The sequence below is a fragment of the Bradyrhizobium sp. R2.2-H genome (assembly GCF_004346455.1).
Classification (GTDB): Bacteria; Pseudomonadota; Alphaproteobacteria; order Rhizobiales; family Xanthobacteraceae; genus Bradyrhizobium; species Bradyrhizobium diversitatis.
Window position 1 is genome coordinate 1 of the sequence record NZ_SMBR01000007.1, and the last position, 15,411, is coordinate 15,411.

Consider the following 15,411-nt stretch of genomic DNA (forward strand, 5'->3'; position numbering starts at 1 on the left):
ATTGCCGACGCCTACAGAGCATTCACCCCTGCCGAATGCGCCAACTACTTCACGGCAGCAGGATACAGTTCAACTTGATCGGAATCTGCTCTAGCGGACTGCGCTTCGCGCAGCCGCGAGCTAACCCACCCTACGATATCTCAGATCGCCGCAGGCAGCACATTCTCCGGCGCGCCCCATGGGCGTTCGGCCGAGGCGAGCCCGATCAGGCGGCCCTGGATGTAGTCGCAGCCCCACTCGCGCAGCATGTTTGCTGCTTCCTCGTCCTGCACCCATTCGGCGACCGTCTTGATGTCGAGGCGGCGGGCGAGGTCGATCAGCGTCTGCACGAAGGCGCGGTCGTCGGCCGAGCGGGTGACGTTCTGCACGAAGGCGCCGTCGATCTTCACGATGTCGACGCCGAGCTTGCGCAGGTTTCGGAACGAGGTGTAGCCGGCACCAAAATCGTCGATGGCGATGCGGCTGCCGAAATTCTTCAGCCGCGTGACGAAGCCGCGGACGTCGTCGACATCCTGGATCGCGACCGTCTCCGTGATCTCGACGATCAGCCGCTCGGCAACGCCGGGATGCGCCAGCATCAGCGATTCGATCCCGGCCCACCAGTCCGGATCCATCGTCGTATCAGGCGAGATGTTGAGGCTGAGGCAGATGCCGGGCGCAGCGGCGAGCTCGGCAACCACGAGCTCGAGCACGCGATGGTCGACCAGGCGGATCAGGCCGAGCCGCTCGGCAACCGGCACGATGTCCGGCGCGAGCAGCACCTGGCCGTCGCCCTGGTCCATCCGCACCAGGCACTCATGGAAGGCGCGTTCGCGCGAGCTGGCCGAGACCACCGGCTCATAGGCGAGCTTGATACGGCGTTCGTTCAGCGCGGTGACGATCTCGTCGGTGACGCGGATGTTGACCCGGCGCTGCGCGTCGCGCGCGGCGTCCGGGCGCCACGCGGCGAACGAGCCGGCGCGGCGGCGCTTGGCGGCATCCAGCGTTTCATGGGCGCGGTTGACCGCTTCATCGGTGTTGCGGGCATAGCGCGGCAGGCTGACCGCGCCGATCGAGGCGGTGACCGAGACCGGGCCGGATTTCGTCGGCACCACCTCGTCGCGGATGCCGGTGAGGAAACGTTCGGCGGCGACGTTCATGTCGTCGACGGTACAGTTCTTCAGGATCAGGCCGAACTTGTTGCCGGAGAAGCGCCCGAGCACGTCGCCGCCGCGCAGGCGAGAACGAATGCGCTTGGCGACATCCAGGATCACGGCGTCGGCGACGTCGAAGCCGAAAGCGTCGTTGACGCGGGCGAGATGATCGATGCCGACCAGCATGAAGGCCGCGGTCGAGCGGAAGCGGGTCGTCTCCTCGATCGCCTCGGCCAATGCCGCCAGCAGATGGGAGCGGTTGAGCTCGCCGGTCAGGGGATCGAGCCGGGCCAGCTTGGCCAGTTCCTCGTCGCGGGCGTGGCGCTCATTGTTGATGCGGACGGAGCCGATCGCACGTGTGGGGCGACCATCGGGGCCCGCGAACCAGCGGCCGGTCTCCTCGACCCAGATCACGGGATCGGAGGCGCTCATGCGCACGCCGTACTCGACCCGGTAAGGCGTACCGCCGGCGCCGTGCACGGCGGAGGTCTGCGCCAGGGCCGCGGTCCGCAGCGTTTGCGCAGGCTCGATCAGCTTGGCGAATTCGGCGCCGGTCGCGAGCCGCTCGGCCGGGATGCCGGGAAAGATGCTGGCGACCTGCTCACCCCAGACGATGGCATCGCTGGCGATGTCCCAGGCGAACACGGCCTGGCCGAGCGCGGCGAGGATGTCAGAGGCTTGCGGCAATGCGGGAGTCAAAATCGCCTCGTTCTGGGACAGTGGAGAAGTCCTGATCCGGCACAGGATAGAGCCAGATTCGCCCCCGACCCTAGGCAAAGTTGATAAACAATTTGGAAACCACGTTTCCCGGACGTGGGGAACCAAACCGGCCCGGGCGGCATAGGCCTTGCGAGTACAGGACTCGCACCGGCGCCTGCGTCCCGAAACGCGACAATCTCGCCGGATCAACGGTGATTGCGATGTTGAGTACCGATCGATCGGACGCGGCTGAGAACGGCGCAGGCACAGCCCTGGTGCCGCTGATGCCGACGTTGCAGTGGGTTCACAAGGCGCCGCTGCCCCGCCCCGATTCGAGCTTCGTCACCCAGCTCATCGCCAACGCCGAGCATCTGCCCCAGACCAGCCGGCTCCGCCGCGCCTACTCCGAGGATGCGCTGATGGCCTACGGCAGCAAGCGCCCGCTCGGAACCGTCAGCGCTCGCACGCGTCAGGTGGCTTGAGATTGATTTGAAGTGAGACGACCGTCTTCGCCTCTCCCCGCTTGCGGGGAGAGGCCGGAATGCGCGCGCAGCGCGGATTCCGGGTGAGGGGGACTCTCCGCGAATCCAACTCTCACCGACCCTGTGGAGACTCCCCCTCACCCCAACCCTCTCCCCGCAAGCGGGGCGAGGGAGCGCACCGCCGACGCGGCAAGATCAGCGCTGCGGTGTATCCGGCGACGACGGCGTGCCGTTCCCCGGCTGCAGCTGCGGCGAGGGAATTTCCGGCGAAGGCGCCTGCACGGGCTTGGGCGCAGGGTGATCCATCAGCACCGATTCCGCGACGGATTGCGCCGAGGGTGCCGGCGGCGCCACCGGCGCCGGCTGCGGCGCAATCACCGGCTCGAACCTGGAGGCGGCCTCCGTATCATCCGCCGGCGCTTCATCCCTGCGCTTGGACTTGCGTGGCGCCGGCACGGTCGTCTCGGCGACATAGGTAACGCGGCGGCGCGTGCGTTGGGCAATGCCGGCGAAGAAGTCCGCCATCGCCAGCAGCACCAGCAGGAAAAAGGTGGAGTTGCCGAATTTGGGCCACATCACGAATTCGGCTGCGGCCGCCCCGAAGACGATCAGCGACAGCAAATGATCCATCAGGAATTTCGAGCCTGGCCGCGCGCCCTTGACCACCTCGAGCAGCAGCAGCACCACTCCGAGCGCGAGCAGCAGATCGGCGAGGGTGACCGGCCAGCTCTCGCCCGTGATCATCGGCACATTGAACAGCACGTCCGAGAAGGACACGCTGGGCATCAGGAAGGCGATGATGTTGTAGACCGCGAGCGGAATCAGAAGCAGCGGGAAACCGACCATCGGCGAGATGCCTTCTCGATCAAGATATCCGGACAGAGCAATGCAGCGGCGAAGCATTTGCCCCGCCGCCGTCACCGTCTAGCTCATGGGTTGGCCGAAATCACGCGGGTTCAATCATCCCGCCTGAGGAAAGGTCCTGCCTTCAGGACTCTTTCTTCTTCAGGACCTGACGGCCCTTGTACATGCCGGTCTTGAGGTCGAGATGGTGCGGACGACGGAGCTCGCCGGAGTCCTTGTCTTCCACATAGGTCGGCTTCTTGATGGCGTCAGCCGAGCGGCGCATGCCGCGGCGCGACGGCGAGGTTTTTCTTCTCGGAACGGCCATTTCAATATCCTCTAGGGATTGGTGTCATCAGGGCATCGTCCACGGAGGGACGGCTCAGCACCCGCAATACGAGGCGAGCTGAATGCCGATCAAGGCCGCGCTTATAGAGGAAGGCTGGCCGTAAAGCTAGGCTCTTAGGCCGGAAAATGCGCCCGGAATGGGCCAAAATCAGCGATTTTCGCGCCAGCAGGTCGCAAGCGAGGTCGCCTGCCCCCGCGCCATATAGGTGGCTGCCAGCCGCCGGACGCCCGGTCCCGGGGTCCGGGCGCTGCGTTTGACCGGATTCGGCAGGATCGAGGCCAGAAGGGCTGCCTCCCGCGGGGAGAGGCTGGCGGCCGATTTGCCAAAGGCATAGGCGCTGCCCGCCTCGACGCCAAACTGGCCCTGCGGACCGAATTCGGCGATGTTGAGGTAAATCTCCAGGATCCGCGGCTTGGGCAGGACGAGATCGATCCAGAGCGCCAGCGGGAATTCCAGCGCTTTGCGAACGAAATCCCGCCCCTGCCAGAGGAACAGGTTTTTCGCCACCTGCTGGGTGATCGTGGAGGCGCCCCGGAACGGCGTGCCATCCTCCTGCGCGTCGTCGATCGCCTCGCGCAACGCGCCCCAATCGATGCCGTGATGCTTGCAGAAATGGGCATCCTCGGCCGCCACCACGGCGCGTGGCAGATAAGGCGACATGTCAGCCAGATCGATCCACGTCCGCTGCATAGGCGCGCCCCGGAGCGAACGCCAGGCCATCAGCGTCGAAACCGGATGGCCGGTGCGGTAGAACGGCGCGATCACATAGGGCGCGAGAGCCGCGACCACGAGCGCCAGGAGAAGGATTTTGACGATGCGCAAGTCGACCTTTCCGGCGCAAAATGAAACGAGGCCCACGGCTGAGCCATTAAGTCTGTGATAATCCGGGCCTTTTCCAGCACTTTTTAGCCCTTCCAAACGATTGACTGGCGCGGGCGCATAAAGGATTGTCCGGCCGAATTTTAGTTCTGGAGCCCTTCTTGATGACCGGCACGTCCCCGTCCGATTTCGCCAAACGTCTGGACAAGACCGCTGATGACACCGAGGCCCTGCTCGGGCGGCTATTGTCGGACGACATCCTGCACGACGAGATCGCCCGGCCCAAGCGACTGATGGACGCAATGCGCTATTCGAGCCTGAATGGCGGCAAGCGTCTGCGGCCGTTCCTGGTGGTCGAAAGCGCCGCCGTGTTCGGCGTGCCGCGCGAGGCGGCCCTGCTCGTAGGCTCCGCGCTCGAATGCATCCACTGCTATTCGCTGATCCATGACGACCTGCCGGCGATGGACAATTCGGACCTGCGCCGCGGCCGCCCCACCCTGCACAAGCAGACCGATGACGCCACCGCGATCCTCGCCGGCGACGGCCTCTTGACGCTCGCCTTCGACATCATCACCCGCGACGAGGTCCATCGCGACGCCAATGTGCGGCTGCTGCTGACGCGCGCGCTGGCGCGTTGCGCCGGCATCGGCGGCATGGTTGGCGGCCAGATCCTCGACCTCGCCGGCGAAGGCCGTTTCGGCGGCAACGAGCCGATCGACGTCGCCCGCATCCAGCAGATGAAGACCGGCGCGCTGCTGCGCTACGGCTGCATCGCCGGCGCGATCCTCGGCCAGGCCTCGCAGAAGGAATATCAGGCGCTCGACGATTACGGCCGCGCGCTCGGCGAGGCCTTCCAGATCGCCGACGATCTGCTCGACGTCGAAGGCGACGCGGCCGCGCTCGGCAAGCCGGCCGGCGCCGATGCAGCCCTCGGCAAGACCACCTTCGTCACTCAACTCGGCATCGAAGGCGCCAAGCAGCGCGTGCGCGATTTGCTCGCGCGCGCGGACAGCGCCGTGTCGATCTTCGGCGACCGCGCAGCCGTGCTGCAGGCCGCCGCGCGATTCGTCGCCGAGCGGAAAAACTAGCGCGCGCCGATGGCGGCCGGCGGCAAAGAGGATCCCGTTCTTGTCCGCTTCCGCCAGATGTCGCGGCCGATGCGGCTGCTCTATGCACGGCCGCGGACGTTCATTGCGCTCGCTGTCGGCGTCCTCGTCTGCCTGCTTCTGCCGGGCACACATCGGCTGGTGACGCGGCTCCTGTTCGGATGGGACGCGCTGATCGCGGTCTATCTCGGGCTGGTCTATGCGATGATGCTCTGCAACGACCACCGGCACATCCGTCGCGCCGCTGCGATGCAGGACGACGGCCGATTCGTGATCCTGCTCGTCACGGCGACCGGTGCCTTCGCCAGCATCGCTGCAATCTTCTCCGAGCTGGGCACGCCGCAACGCGGCGGCCTGGAGCTCACGATCGCGATCATCACCATCGTACTGTCATGGGCTGCGGTGCACACGACCTTCGCGCTGCACTACGCGCATGATTATTATCGCGACGGTACGCCAGGTGGCCTGCAGTTTCCGAGCGGCGACAAGGAAGACCATGCCGACTATTGGGATTTCGTCTATTTCTCCTTCGTGATCGGCATGACTGCGCAGGTCTCCGACGTCGGCATCACCGACAAGACCATTCGCCGCACCGCGACGGCGCACGGCATCGTGTCCTTTTTCTACAACACGGCGTTGCTGGCGCTGACGGTGAACATCGCGGCGAGCGCGATCTCGAAATAATCCGTCGTCCCGGCCCTCGCCGGACGATCCAGAAAGCAGCGGTCAGTAACACACCTCGGCGTTGGGGTCGTTGCCGGGGCCGCCGCCACCGCGATATTCGAGACGGCAACCGCGATGGACCGGACGACAACCGGTGTTGTTGCAGTAGACCTGCCCGTCACTCGTCGCGCGGCCGGCGCCAGCAGCAGCAATGCCGGCAGCGGCACCATGGCCGCCCGCCGCCCCGCCAGACTGACGACGCTGCCGCGCGGGACGCTCGTCGCCGTCGTCGCGCTTCGCGGTCGCAGGCTTGGCCGCACGCTGCTTCTCGCATTCATTGTCATCGTTGACCGCATAACCCTCGCGGCAGACGATCCTGGTGCATTTGTCGCCATCAGCCTTGAAGCCGTGCTCGCACACCAGAGGACAAACGCGAGACTGCTTGGCCTTGACCGTATCGAGCGCGTCGGTGCTTGCCACCGTCACGTCGAGCCTGGTGCCGGCATAGCGGTTGAACTGCGACAGCGATCGCTGCGAGGACGTATTCCAGTTGCCGTCGACCTGCCCGGAGAAACACCCGACGCGGCCGAGCTCGGTCTGCACCGAGCGGTTGAGGTCGGCCGGCGCGGTCGCCGGGGTCAGCGAGGCGACGTTGGTGCCGGCGGGGCTTGCGGTGCTGGCCGGCGCAGCGCTCGGGGCGGCAGCGGCGAGATTGACGCGCTGCTGCTCGGCGGCGATGGCCTGCTGCTGCGCCTGCTCCTTGGCTTTCTGGGCGGCAAGCTGTGCCTGCTCGGCGGCCTTCGCATCGGCCGCAGCCTTGGCCTGCGCCTCCTTCTGCGCGCCGAGCGCAGCAAGACGATCGCGCTCGGCCTCGGCCTGCTTCGCCTTCTCGATAGCCGCCGCATGAGCCTGCTCGGCGCCAATCTTCTCGAGCTGGAGCTTGGCGAGGCTCGCATGGAAGCCGTCGGGATGCCGAGCGAGGAACGCTTCCCACGCCGGCCCGTTGCCGACCTGGAGCGCGAGCTCATAGTCGCGGCGGATATCAGCCTGGGGATTCGCCGCAGACGCGACGGCGGCCACCTTGACCGGCACCAGCGGTACGTCCTCGCCACCGAGCGAACCGTAGACGAACGGCTCCTGCTTGTTGCCCGTCGATTTGAGCACGTCGTCACGCACGAAGCCGAAGGCGCGGCGGATGTCGAGGCCCGGCGTCGTCAGATGCTTCGACAGCGCGACCGTGAACGGGCTGTTGGCACCGTCGCCGTCCTGCGCCGTGAACCCGGCCTTGGCCGAATAGGCAATCAACGTGTTGGGGCTGCTCGGCTCGACCTGGGCAAGACCACGACCGATGCCGCGCGCGGCAATCGTACGCTTCATCCTCTTGCCGAAGGGATTGTCGCGGCAGGCATCGAGGATGACCAGGCGAAGCCGCTTTGCAGGCTCGACCGCGACCAGGACACGGTCGAGCGTGAGCGCCTCGTCGTAGACATCGGTGTCGCGATCGAGCCTCGCGTCAACGGGAATCAGGTAGTTCGCGCCCTCGACCTCGATGCCGTGGCCGGCATAGTAGACCACGGCGATATCGGCATCCCGAGCCGCGTCAGCGAAGTCGCGCAGCACGCGCCGCATATCCGGCGCCGGCAGATCGTGCCGGGACTCGACGAGATCGAAGCCCGCCTCCTTCAGCATCTTCGCCATGACCACCCCGTCATTGACGGGATTGGCGAGCGAGGGGGCGTGCTGATAGGCCGAATTGGCGAGCACCAGCGCGACGCGCTTCCCGGCCAAAGCGGGCCCGGCGCCGAACAGCAGGCCGAGGACGACCAAAAGCGGACAAAGTCTGAGCAAACTTCGCATGACACGACTTCCGATGGTTCCGGGCCGCTCGGGCCCTTTGGGACCAATTAGCAACATACCGCTGGCGCTTGTGATGGAGGTCACGAAGGGGATGCCGACGACAGGCCGAAGGCCCGTTTGTTTGTCGCGCCATCGCAGTCGCGGTTCGCCGACGAATGGCCGCGCGGACCACGCTCCGTCAGACAACCCCGATGTGCCCCCGATATTGCGGCAGATTGTCCGTAATCTCGTGCCACGGTGCCTTCGAGCCGACGAATATATGGGCGCTAGGCCGGATCGAGGGCGCGTCGACCAGGGTGCCCATGGCGACATGAACCCATTGTCCTTCACGCACCCTGGAATAGAGCAGCGAGCCGCAGCGGGCACAATGCGCATCATGGGTGGTATCGTCGCCGAAAATCATCCGCTGGTTCTCTCCCCGGACGATGCGGAGCTTGTCTTGCGCGATGCCGGCGAACGGCTTGAAGGCGGCCCCGGTGGTGCGACGGCAGTTCGAGCAGTGGCAGTTCATCGCATAGGAGAACGCATCCGCCACTTCAAAGCGCACAGCGCGGCAATAGCATTCGCCGGTGAGGATACGAGCATTCGATTTGTCTGATCCGGTCATGACGATTGCCTTCGCGCAAGCGGCCCACAGACCCATAGCGCATTTTGACGTATGCGACTAAGTTCGCCCCGCGCCATCATGCAAAGGAATGACCCATGAACCAGGACCGGTCGAGCGTCGAAGCCGTCGTGCAATCCTATTTTGACGGGCTCTATGAGGGCGACGCCGAAAAGCTCGGCGCTATCTTCCATCCCTCCGCCGATCTGCGCTGGGTCGAGAAGGGCGAACTCCAGGTTCTGACCGTACCCGACTGGCTCGATCGCGTCCGCAAGCGCGCCTCGGCCAAAGCCGAGGGCAAGCCGCGCGAGGATTTCGTCGTCACCATCGACCGTTCCGACGACAAGACCGCCTTCATCAAGGTGCGCTGCCAGCTGCCGCCGCGCTATTTCACCGACTATCTGGTGGCGATGAAGCTCGCCGACGGCTGGCAGATTGTGTCGAAATCGTACAGGTACGACCTGCGGGAGTGAGCCCTCCCGATCTTCCGCTGCCCGAAATCTGTCGCACTCGTTCTGCATTCGTCATTGCGAGCGAAGCGAAGCAATCCTGAATCTCGCCGCGGAGGCCGACTGGATTGCTTCGCTCCGCTCGCAATGACGGTGCGGATAAAGCGCCCGCTACAGCCTTTCCCCGTCTGACCCACGCCAAGGTCTTTCATGCTCGTCGATCGCCGCTCCCTGCTCGCCTCCCTGTGCTGGATCGCCGCCTCTCCCGCGCTCGCCGCGGAGGCGCCGGCCGAACTCGAAGCCTACGAGCGCGACACTGGCGGGCGCATCGGGCTCTATGCGGAGAATCTCGCGACCGGCCAAAAATTCACCTGGCGCGCCGACGAGCGGTTCGTCATGTGCTCGACATTCAAGGCCTCGCTTGCGGCCTGCGTGCTGGCGCGGGTCGATGGCGGCGAGGAGCAGCTTGCGACCATGATCCCTTACGGCAAGGCCGACCTCTTGGAGTATGCGCCGGTTGCCAGGCAAAATCTCGCGGCCGGCAAGATGTCGGTCGGCGAGATGTGCAAGGCGATCGTCGAGCTCAGCGACAACACCTGCGCCAATCTGCTGCTGGCGCGGATCGGCGGGCCCGCCGCGCTGACTGCATTCTGGCGATCGCTCGGAGATACCACCTCGCGGCTCGACCACAACGAGCCAGAGCTCAACCGCTCACGGCCCGGCGATCCCCGGGACACCACGACACCCGCGGCGATGGCGGGCAATCTGCGGCGGCTGGTGCTGGGCGAAGCCTTGTCGGCGCAATCGCGCCTCCAACTGACCGACTGGATGGTGAATTGCAAGACCGGTGCGAACCGGCTGCGCGGTGGCCTGCCGGCAGGCTGGAAGATCGGCGACAAGACAGGCAATAACGGCAAGGATGCGTCGGGCGATATCGCGGTCGCCTGGCCGAAGCCGGATGCACCGATCCTGATCGCGGCCTATACCCAGGGCGGCACGCCGAATGCGGCGCAGATCGCGACTTTGTTCGCGCAGATTGGACGGATGGTCGCCGGCCAGCTGGCGTGAGCGGCGCCGCATTGACCTTGCGCGCGCTTCCGGGTCAAGACAGGCCATCATGGAAGCGAAATTTCAGACCTTTCTCATCCTGCTTGCCGTGCTGGCGGGCGTGGCGCTGGCCGCGCGCCGCTTCAACGTCGCCCCGGCCATCCTGCTGATGCTGGCCGGCGTCGGCCTGGCCTTCGTGCCGGGCATGCCGCCGGTCGAGCTGCCGCCGGAACTGGTTCTCTTGATGGTCCTGCCGCCGCTGATCTACTCGGCGAGCGTCGCCATGAGCTGGCGCGAGTTCAGGAACAATTTACGCCCGATCGTGCTGCTCGCGGTCGGCGCGGTGATCTTCACCGCGGCGATGGTGGCAGCCGCCACGCACTACATGATCGGCCTGCCCTGGACCGTTGCCTTCCTGCTAGGAGCCATCGTTGCGCCGCCCGACGTGGTGGCGCCGCTCGCGATCGCGCGCCGGCTCAACATGCCGCGCCGGCTCCTGGTCATCCTCGAGGGTGAAGGGCTGGCCAATGACGCCACTGCGCTGATTCTCTACCGCTTTGCGCTCGCCGCGATCATGGTCGGACATTTCTCGCTGCCGCTCGCGGCTGGCGAGTTCCTCCTGATCGTCGCCAGCGAGATCGCCTTCGGCATCGGTGTCGGCTGGCTCTCCTTGCGCTTCCGCAAATGGTCGGGGGATCCGCAGGTCGAGCTGACGTTGTCGCTGATCACACCCTACGTCTCCTACTGGCTGCCCGAGCATGTCGGCGGCTCCGGCGTGATCGCGACCGTCGCCTGCGGCCTCTACGTGAGCTGGAACGGGCCGCTGCTGATCTCGTCGGCAACGCGCCTCCAAGGCATCTTCTTCTGGGATCTGGTGATCTATCTGATCGAGGGCATGCTGTTCCTGCTCACCGGCTTCCAGATGCGCGCGCTCTACGAGAAGTCGAAGTCCTTCCCGCTCGACGACATTCTCATCGCGACGGCAGTGGTCCTGGTCATCGTCGTGATCGCGCGCTTCGCGTGGCTCTACCCCGCGACCTACCTGCCGCGGATGCTCAGCAAGTCGCTGCGCAAGCGCGACCCGTCGCCGCCATGGCAATGGCCGTTCGTGCTCGCCTTCACCGGCGTGCGTGGCGCCGTGTCGCTGGCGGCCGCGCTGGCGCTGCCGTTCACGCTGCCTGATGGCGAGGCCTTTCCGTACCGCGACCTGATCCTGTTCGTCGCCTTCGGCGTCATCTTCGTCACGCTGATCGGCGTCGGCCTGACGCTGCCGCCGGTCGTGCGCTGGCTCGGCGTCGCCGAGGCCGGCCGCCACGAGCATGCCGCCGCGCACGAAGCGGAGATCGCCGCCCGCCGCCAAGCGCTCGATGCCGCGCTGGAATCGCTCGATGCGCTGACCACGCAGAAGGAAGTATCCGAAGAAGTGATGCGGCTGCTGCGCGCCCGGCACGACATCCGCGTCAACCAGCTCCCCGACTCGCTCGATCCCAACCACCACGACGTCTCCGCCGCCGGTACCGCGCTGACCCGCGAGCTGATTGCCGCCGAACGCAAATTCATCCACGGGCTCCTGCGCGAGGGCCAGATCACCGACGAGACGCGGAGGCGAATCGAACGTGATTTGGATCTGGAGGAGGCGAGTCTGGCAAACCGGGAGTATCGGAGAATGCCGCTGTAGCTTCTCGTCATTGCGAGCGCAGCGAAGCAACCAGGAGTCCTTCCGCGGAGAATCTGGATTGCTTCGCTGCGCTCGCAATGACCAACCGAAGCCGAACTCGCTACCGCCTCTCGCAAAACTCCCTCATTGCAGCTGCCACGGCGCCCGCGACAGCTTCGTGCCGCACCGCCGAGTTCAGCTCCATTTCTTCGTCGCGATTGATGATCGAGCCGGCCTCGAGCAGCACGGCGGCGCTCCTCGTCCGCGACAGCACGATGAGCCCGTCGTAGCGATAGACGCCGACGTCCTTGTCGAGCAGTTGGCGCCGGTAGCGGCCCATCACCGGCAGGGTATACTGGCTGGCATAGCGCAGGCCCTGCTCCTTCAACTGCCTGCCGATCATCCTGGCCAACATCAGGCTGGTGGCGAAGTGTGAATTCTGCCGCGACACGAACAGCGAGTGCCCCGAAAAACGGTCGCTGAAATAGCTCTTTGCGCCGTCGAACTCCCAGGTCTCGAGCAGCTTGTCCGGCACCGAATCGTGATGCACCGACAGGAACAGATCGGCGCGGCCTTCGTTCGCGGCACTGACGCGCTTGAACAGGCTCGGCCGTGCCTTGCCGTCCGTGACGAGCAGGCGGGTTTCGGCAAAGCCTTCGGACCTGAGCTTCGCCGTGATCAGCCTGGCGAGGCGGAAGTTGAAGCCGAACTCCGGATCATTGCGCGCGCTCAAAGCGCCGTAGGAATCGGGGGTGTGCCCGACATCCACAACGATCCGGAATTTCGGCATCTCGCATTTTGCCGACGATTGCGGCTGCTTCGGCTTGGCCTTCGCAACCTTTCGCGCAGCAGCGGCCTCGCCGCTGCCAACAGTCGCAAGCGGCGACAGCAAGATCGACGCGACCAGCCCGACGATGATGCTTCGTAGTTGCCCCAAGCGCTACTCCGCTGCTGCGATCCAGGGACGACCGACGAAGCCGGCAACGTCGCCGAAGCGTTCCGGCATCGCCGGCGGCAGGTGCTTGGTCTTGTCGGGAATGCTGGCGGCGGCGCGGAACATGGCTGATCCTCCCGATTTGTTTTCGAGAAGATTGGCGCGGGCGCGGGAGGACGTCAACGCAAGACAGCACTCGTGTCCCGGGCGCGACGCGTCAGAAAATGACGCGACGCAGAGCCGGGACCCATCGCTGTTACCTGGGCCCCGGCTTTGCAGTGCAGCGCTGAAGGAGCGCTGCGCTGCGTCCGGGGCACGAGCCTAGACCGGCCTTTCCCCCGTCACCGTCACGCGCGTGCCCGAGCGCGTGTGCGGCCAGTAGTCCCACATCGCGCGGTGCTGGGTGCAGCGGTTGTCCCAGAAGGCGATGGCGTTCTCGGTCCAGCGGAAGCGGCACTGGAACAGCGGGTTCTCGGCGTGCTGGTAGAGATAGGCCAGCATCGCATCGCTCTCGTCGCGCGGGATGCCGTTGATGTGGCGGGTGAAGCCGCGGTTGACGTAGAGCGCCTTCCTGCCCGTGACCGGATGCGTGCGCACGACGGGATGCTCGGCATGCGGATAGGACGGGCGGTCGGCGACGCCGTAATTGGCGTAGAGCCCGCGATAGATCGGTTCGCCATCGTGCAGCGCGGTGAGCCCGTCGAGATAGGCCTTCATGCGGTCCGACAGCGCCTCATAGGCCGCGTACATGTTGGCGAACAGCGTGTCGCCGCCGCGTGGCGGGCATTGCCTGATGTAAAGGATCGAGCCCATCGGCGGCTCGAGATCGCAGGACACGTCGGAATGCCAGCCCTCGCCATTGGCGCGCGGCGAATTCTTGTCGGCATAGATTTTCATCAGCGCCGGATCGTCGTCCTCGTGCGGCGCAGCCGGATGGACATGCAATTCGCCGAACTTGCGGCCGAAGGCGAGATGCTGCTGTGGCATGATGTGCTGGTCGCGGAAGAAGATGACGAGGTTTTCGGCGAGCGCGCGGTGGATCTCGTCCATCTGCCGGTTGGAGCGGGTGTCGCCCTCGACGAGCGCGCCGATATCGACGCCCGAGATCTCCGCGCCGATGATGGGGGTGAGCTTCTCGACCGCGATAGTTTCGTACGGCGCGCCGTCGTCAATCGTGTGGCGATAGCGCGGGCCCTGCTTGCCGGCGAGTGAGCTCATGGCGTGTCTCCCGATCATTGTTGATTGAAGACATCGTAACGCGCGGTGACAGATACGCAATCTGCACCGCAAACACAGCCGTCGTCCCGGACAAGCGCGAGCGCAGATCCGGGACCCATAGTCACAGGATCAGGTTTGGCGAAGACTCGGAGTGACAGCCCGTCGTAACCGCACAGTCCTGTGGTTATGGGTCCCGGATCGGCGCGCGCTTGAGGCGCGCTTGTCCGGGACGACGGACGTGTGTGGAGCGCTGGCGGAGTGAAACTACTCCGCCGCTGATACCGGCACCTTGGCGCCCTGGCCGTAGCGCTGGTCGATGTAGTCGATCACCAGCGCCTTGAAGTCGGCGGAGATGGTCGGGCCACGCAGCGTGCGGAACTTCTTGCCGTCGACGAAGACAGGCGCGGCCGGGGCTTCGCCGGTGCCCGGCAGCGAGATGCCGATATTGGCATGCTTGGACTCGCCGGGGCCGTTGACGATGCAGCCCATCACCGCGACGTTGAGCTCCTCGACGCCAGGGTACTTCGTCTTCCAGGTCGGCATCTCGTCACGGATGAAATCCTGGATCGAGCGCGCCAGCTCCTGGAACGTGGTCGAAGTGGTGCGGCCGCAACCGGGGCAGGCCGCGACCAGCGGCACGAAGGTGCGGAAGCCCATGGTCTGCAAGAGCTCCTGGCCGACCTGCACCTCGCGGGTGCGGTCGCCGCCGGGCTCCGGAGTCAGCGAGATCCGGATGGTATCGCCAATGCCCTGCTGCAAGAGGATGCCGAGCGCGGCCGAGGACGCCACGATGCCCTTCGAGCCCATGCCGGCCTCGGTCAGGCCGAGATGGATGGCGTAGTCGGAGCGCGACGCGAGATCCTGGTAGACCGCGATGAGATCCTGCACCGCAGAGACCTTGGCGGAGAGGATGATGCGGTCCTTGGGCATGCCGAGCTCTTCGGCGCGCGCGGCCGAGAGCAGTGCGGACTGCACCATGGCCTCGCGCGTCACCGCACGCACGTCGCGCGGATTGGCCGACGCGGCATTCTCGTCCATCAGCTTGGTCAAAAGCTCCTGGTCGAGCGAGCCCCAATTGGCACCGATGCGGACCGGCTTGTTGTTCTTGTTCGCGATCTCGATGATGTCGGCGAACTGGGTGTCGCGCTTGTCCTTGAAGCCGACATTGCCGGGATTGATGCGGTATTTCGCCAGCGCCTCGGCGCAGGCCGGATAGGCCGCAAGCAGCTTGTGGCCGATATAATGGAAGTCGCCGATCAGGGGCGTCGTGATGCCGCGCTTAGCGAGGCCGTCACGGATGTGCGGAACGGCGGCAGCGGCCTCCTCACGGTCCACGGTGATGCGGACCATTTCGGAGCCGGCGCGCGCGAGCGCTGCGACTTGGGCGATGGTGCCGTCGATGTCGGCGGTGTCGGTGTTGGTCATCGACTGCACGACGATCGGCGCACCGCCGCCAACGGCGACATTGCCGACCTTGACCTGAGTGGTCCGGTGCCGGGGCGCGGGGCCCGCGAGGTCGGAATCGAGGGGATTTTCGAGCTTGTTCATGGG

General features: G+C 65.6%; 15 protein-coding genes. 6 read left to right on the forward strand and 9 right to left on the reverse strand.

Annotated features, from left to right (window positions below):
• Positions 1-140 precede the first annotated feature (140 nt).
• Positions 141-1,832 carry a bifunctional diguanylate cyclase/phosphodiesterase gene (locus tag EDE08_RS18770; RefSeq protein ID WP_131870265.1) on the reverse strand — a complete coding sequence of 564 codons (1,692 nt, stop codon included), beginning with the start codon at positions 1,830-1,832 and terminating at the stop codon, positions 141-143.
• A gap of 221 nt (positions 1,833-2,053) precedes the next feature.
• On the opposite strand from EDE08_RS18770, the gene EDE08_RS18775 reads away from it, so the two are divergent.
• Positions 2,054-2,314, forward strand: coding sequence for a hypothetical protein (locus tag EDE08_RS18775; protein WP_165936029.1), 261 nt, complete (start codon positions 2,054-2,056; stop codon positions 2,312-2,314).
• Between the two features lie 195 nt (positions 2,315-2,509).
• Here EDE08_RS18775 and EDE08_RS18780 read toward each other — a convergent pair whose 3' ends face one another.
• The 3 genes from EDE08_RS18780 to mtgA form a co-directional block, all read right to left on the reverse strand.
• Positions 2,510-3,160, reverse strand: a complete 651-nt coding sequence (locus tag EDE08_RS18780; RefSeq protein WP_165936030.1) for a hypothetical protein — start codon at positions 3,158-3,160, stop codon at positions 2,510-2,512.
• A 142-nt stretch (positions 3,161-3,302) separates the two neighbouring features.
• Positions 3,303-3,485, reverse strand: a complete 183-nt coding sequence (gene rpmF / locus EDE08_RS18785) for a 50S ribosomal protein L32 (protein ID WP_007598106.1) — start codon at positions 3,483-3,485, stop codon at positions 3,303-3,305.
• A gap of 168 nt (positions 3,486-3,653) precedes the next feature.
• Positions 3,654-4,328 carry a monofunctional biosynthetic peptidoglycan transglycosylase gene (mtgA, locus tag EDE08_RS18790; protein WP_131870268.1) on the reverse strand — a complete coding sequence of 225 codons (675 nt, stop codon included), beginning with the start codon at positions 4,326-4,328 and terminating at the stop codon, positions 3,654-3,656.
• A 161-nt stretch (positions 4,329-4,489) separates the two neighbouring features.
• Between mtgA and EDE08_RS18795 the strand changes: the two genes are divergently transcribed.
• Positions 4,490-5,413 (forward strand): polyprenyl synthetase family protein, encoded by a 924-nt coding sequence (locus EDE08_RS18795; protein ID WP_131870670.1) that lies wholly within the window; start codon positions 4,490-4,492, stop codon positions 5,411-5,413.
• Between the two features lie 9 nt (positions 5,414-5,422).
• Positions 5,423-6,115 carry a DUF1345 domain-containing protein gene (locus tag EDE08_RS18800; RefSeq protein WP_131870269.1) on the forward strand — a complete coding sequence of 231 codons (693 nt, stop codon included), beginning with the start codon at positions 5,423-5,425 and terminating at the stop codon, positions 6,113-6,115.
• Positions 6,116-6,157: 42 nt separating this feature from the next.
• Here EDE08_RS18800 and EDE08_RS18805 read toward each other — a convergent pair whose 3' ends face one another.
• Entirely contained in the window at positions 6,158-7,951 is a 1,794-nt protein-coding gene (locus tag EDE08_RS18805) for a caspase family protein (RefSeq protein WP_131870270.1), read from the reverse strand.
• A 178-nt stretch (positions 7,952-8,129) separates the two neighbouring features.
• Complete coding sequence (locus tag EDE08_RS18810) at positions 8,130-8,558, reverse strand: GFA family protein (RefSeq protein ID WP_131870271.1); 429 nt, start codon at positions 8,556-8,558, stop codon at positions 8,130-8,132.
• A 95-nt stretch (positions 8,559-8,653) separates the two neighbouring features.
• On the opposite strand from EDE08_RS18810, the gene EDE08_RS18815 reads away from it, so the two are divergent.
• From EDE08_RS18815 to EDE08_RS18825, 3 genes are all read left to right on the forward strand, one after another.
• Complete coding sequence (locus EDE08_RS18815) at positions 8,654-9,028, forward strand: nuclear transport factor 2 family protein (protein WP_061879813.1); 375 nt, start codon at positions 8,654-8,656, stop codon at positions 9,026-9,028.
• Positions 9,029-9,214: 186 nt separating this feature from the next.
• Complete coding sequence (bla, locus tag EDE08_RS18820) at positions 9,215-10,072, forward strand: class A beta-lactamase (protein ID WP_131870272.1); 858 nt, start codon at positions 9,215-9,217, stop codon at positions 10,070-10,072.
• Between the two features lie 49 nt (positions 10,073-10,121).
• Positions 10,122-11,729 carry a Na+/H+ antiporter gene (locus tag EDE08_RS18825; RefSeq protein WP_165936031.1) on the forward strand — a complete coding sequence of 536 codons (1,608 nt, stop codon included), beginning with the start codon at positions 10,122-10,124 and terminating at the stop codon, positions 11,727-11,729.
• Positions 11,730-11,829: 100 nt separating this feature from the next.
• On the opposite strand, the gene EDE08_RS18830 is transcribed toward EDE08_RS18825, so the two are convergent.
• The 3 genes from EDE08_RS18830 to ispG form a co-directional block, all read right to left on the reverse strand.
• Positions 11,830-12,645 carry an N-acetylmuramoyl-L-alanine amidase gene (locus tag EDE08_RS18830; protein ID WP_165936032.1) on the reverse strand — a complete coding sequence of 272 codons (816 nt, stop codon included), beginning with the start codon at positions 12,643-12,645 and terminating at the stop codon, positions 11,830-11,832.
• 318 nt (positions 12,646-12,963) lie between these two features.
• Positions 12,964-13,860, reverse strand: a complete 897-nt coding sequence (locus EDE08_RS18835) for a TauD/TfdA dioxygenase family protein (RefSeq protein WP_131870273.1) — start codon at positions 13,858-13,860, stop codon at positions 12,964-12,966.
• A gap of 264 nt (positions 13,861-14,124) precedes the next feature.
• On the reverse strand, positions 14,125-15,408 hold the full coding sequence (gene ispG / locus EDE08_RS18840) for a flavodoxin-dependent (E)-4-hydroxy-3-methylbut-2-enyl-diphosphate synthase (protein ID WP_131870274.1): 1,284 nt from the start codon (positions 15,406-15,408) through the stop codon (positions 14,125-14,127).
• Positions 15,409-15,411 lie beyond the last annotated feature (3 nt).

Coding starts and splice junctions, on each gene's coding strand:
- EDE08_RS18775 (WP_165936029.1), top strand. CDS start 2,054: ATGTTGAGTACCGATCGATCGGACGCGGCTGAGAACGGCGCAGGCACA.
- EDE08_RS18780 (WP_165936030.1), bottom strand. CDS start 3,160: ATGGTCGGTTTCCCGCTGCTTCTGATTCCGCTCGCGGTCTACAACATC.
- rpmF (WP_007598106.1), bottom strand. CDS start 3,485: ATGGCCGTTCCGAGAAGAAAAACCTCGCCGTCGCGCCGCGGCATGCGC.
- EDE08_RS18795 (WP_131870670.1), top strand. CDS start 4,490: ATGACCGGCACGTCCCCGTCCGATTTCGCCAAACGTCTGGACAAGACC.
- EDE08_RS18800 (WP_131870269.1), top strand. CDS start 5,423: ATGGCGGCCGGCGGCAAAGAGGATCCCGTTCTTGTCCGCTTCCGCCAG.
- EDE08_RS18805 (WP_131870270.1), bottom strand. CDS start 7,951: ATGCGAAGTTTGCTCAGACTTTGTCCGCTTTTGGTCGTCCTCGGCCTG.
- EDE08_RS18810 (WP_131870271.1), bottom strand. CDS start 8,558: ATGACCGGATCAGACAAATCGAATGCTCGTATCCTCACCGGCGAATGC.
- EDE08_RS18815 (WP_061879813.1), top strand. CDS start 8,654: ATGAACCAGGACCGGTCGAGCGTCGAAGCCGTCGTGCAATCCTATTTT.
- bla (WP_131870272.1), top strand. CDS start 9,215: ATGCTCGTCGATCGCCGCTCCCTGCTCGCCTCCCTGTGCTGGATCGCC.
- EDE08_RS18825 (WP_165936031.1), top strand. CDS start 10,122: ATGGAAGCGAAATTTCAGACCTTTCTCATCCTGCTTGCCGTGCTGGCG.
- EDE08_RS18835 (WP_131870273.1), bottom strand. CDS start 13,860: ATGAGCTCACTCGCCGGCAAGCAGGGCCCGCGCTATCGCCACACGATT.
- ispG (WP_131870274.1), bottom strand. CDS start 15,408: ATGAACAAGCTCGAAAATCCCCTCGATTCCGACCTCGCGGGCCCCGCG.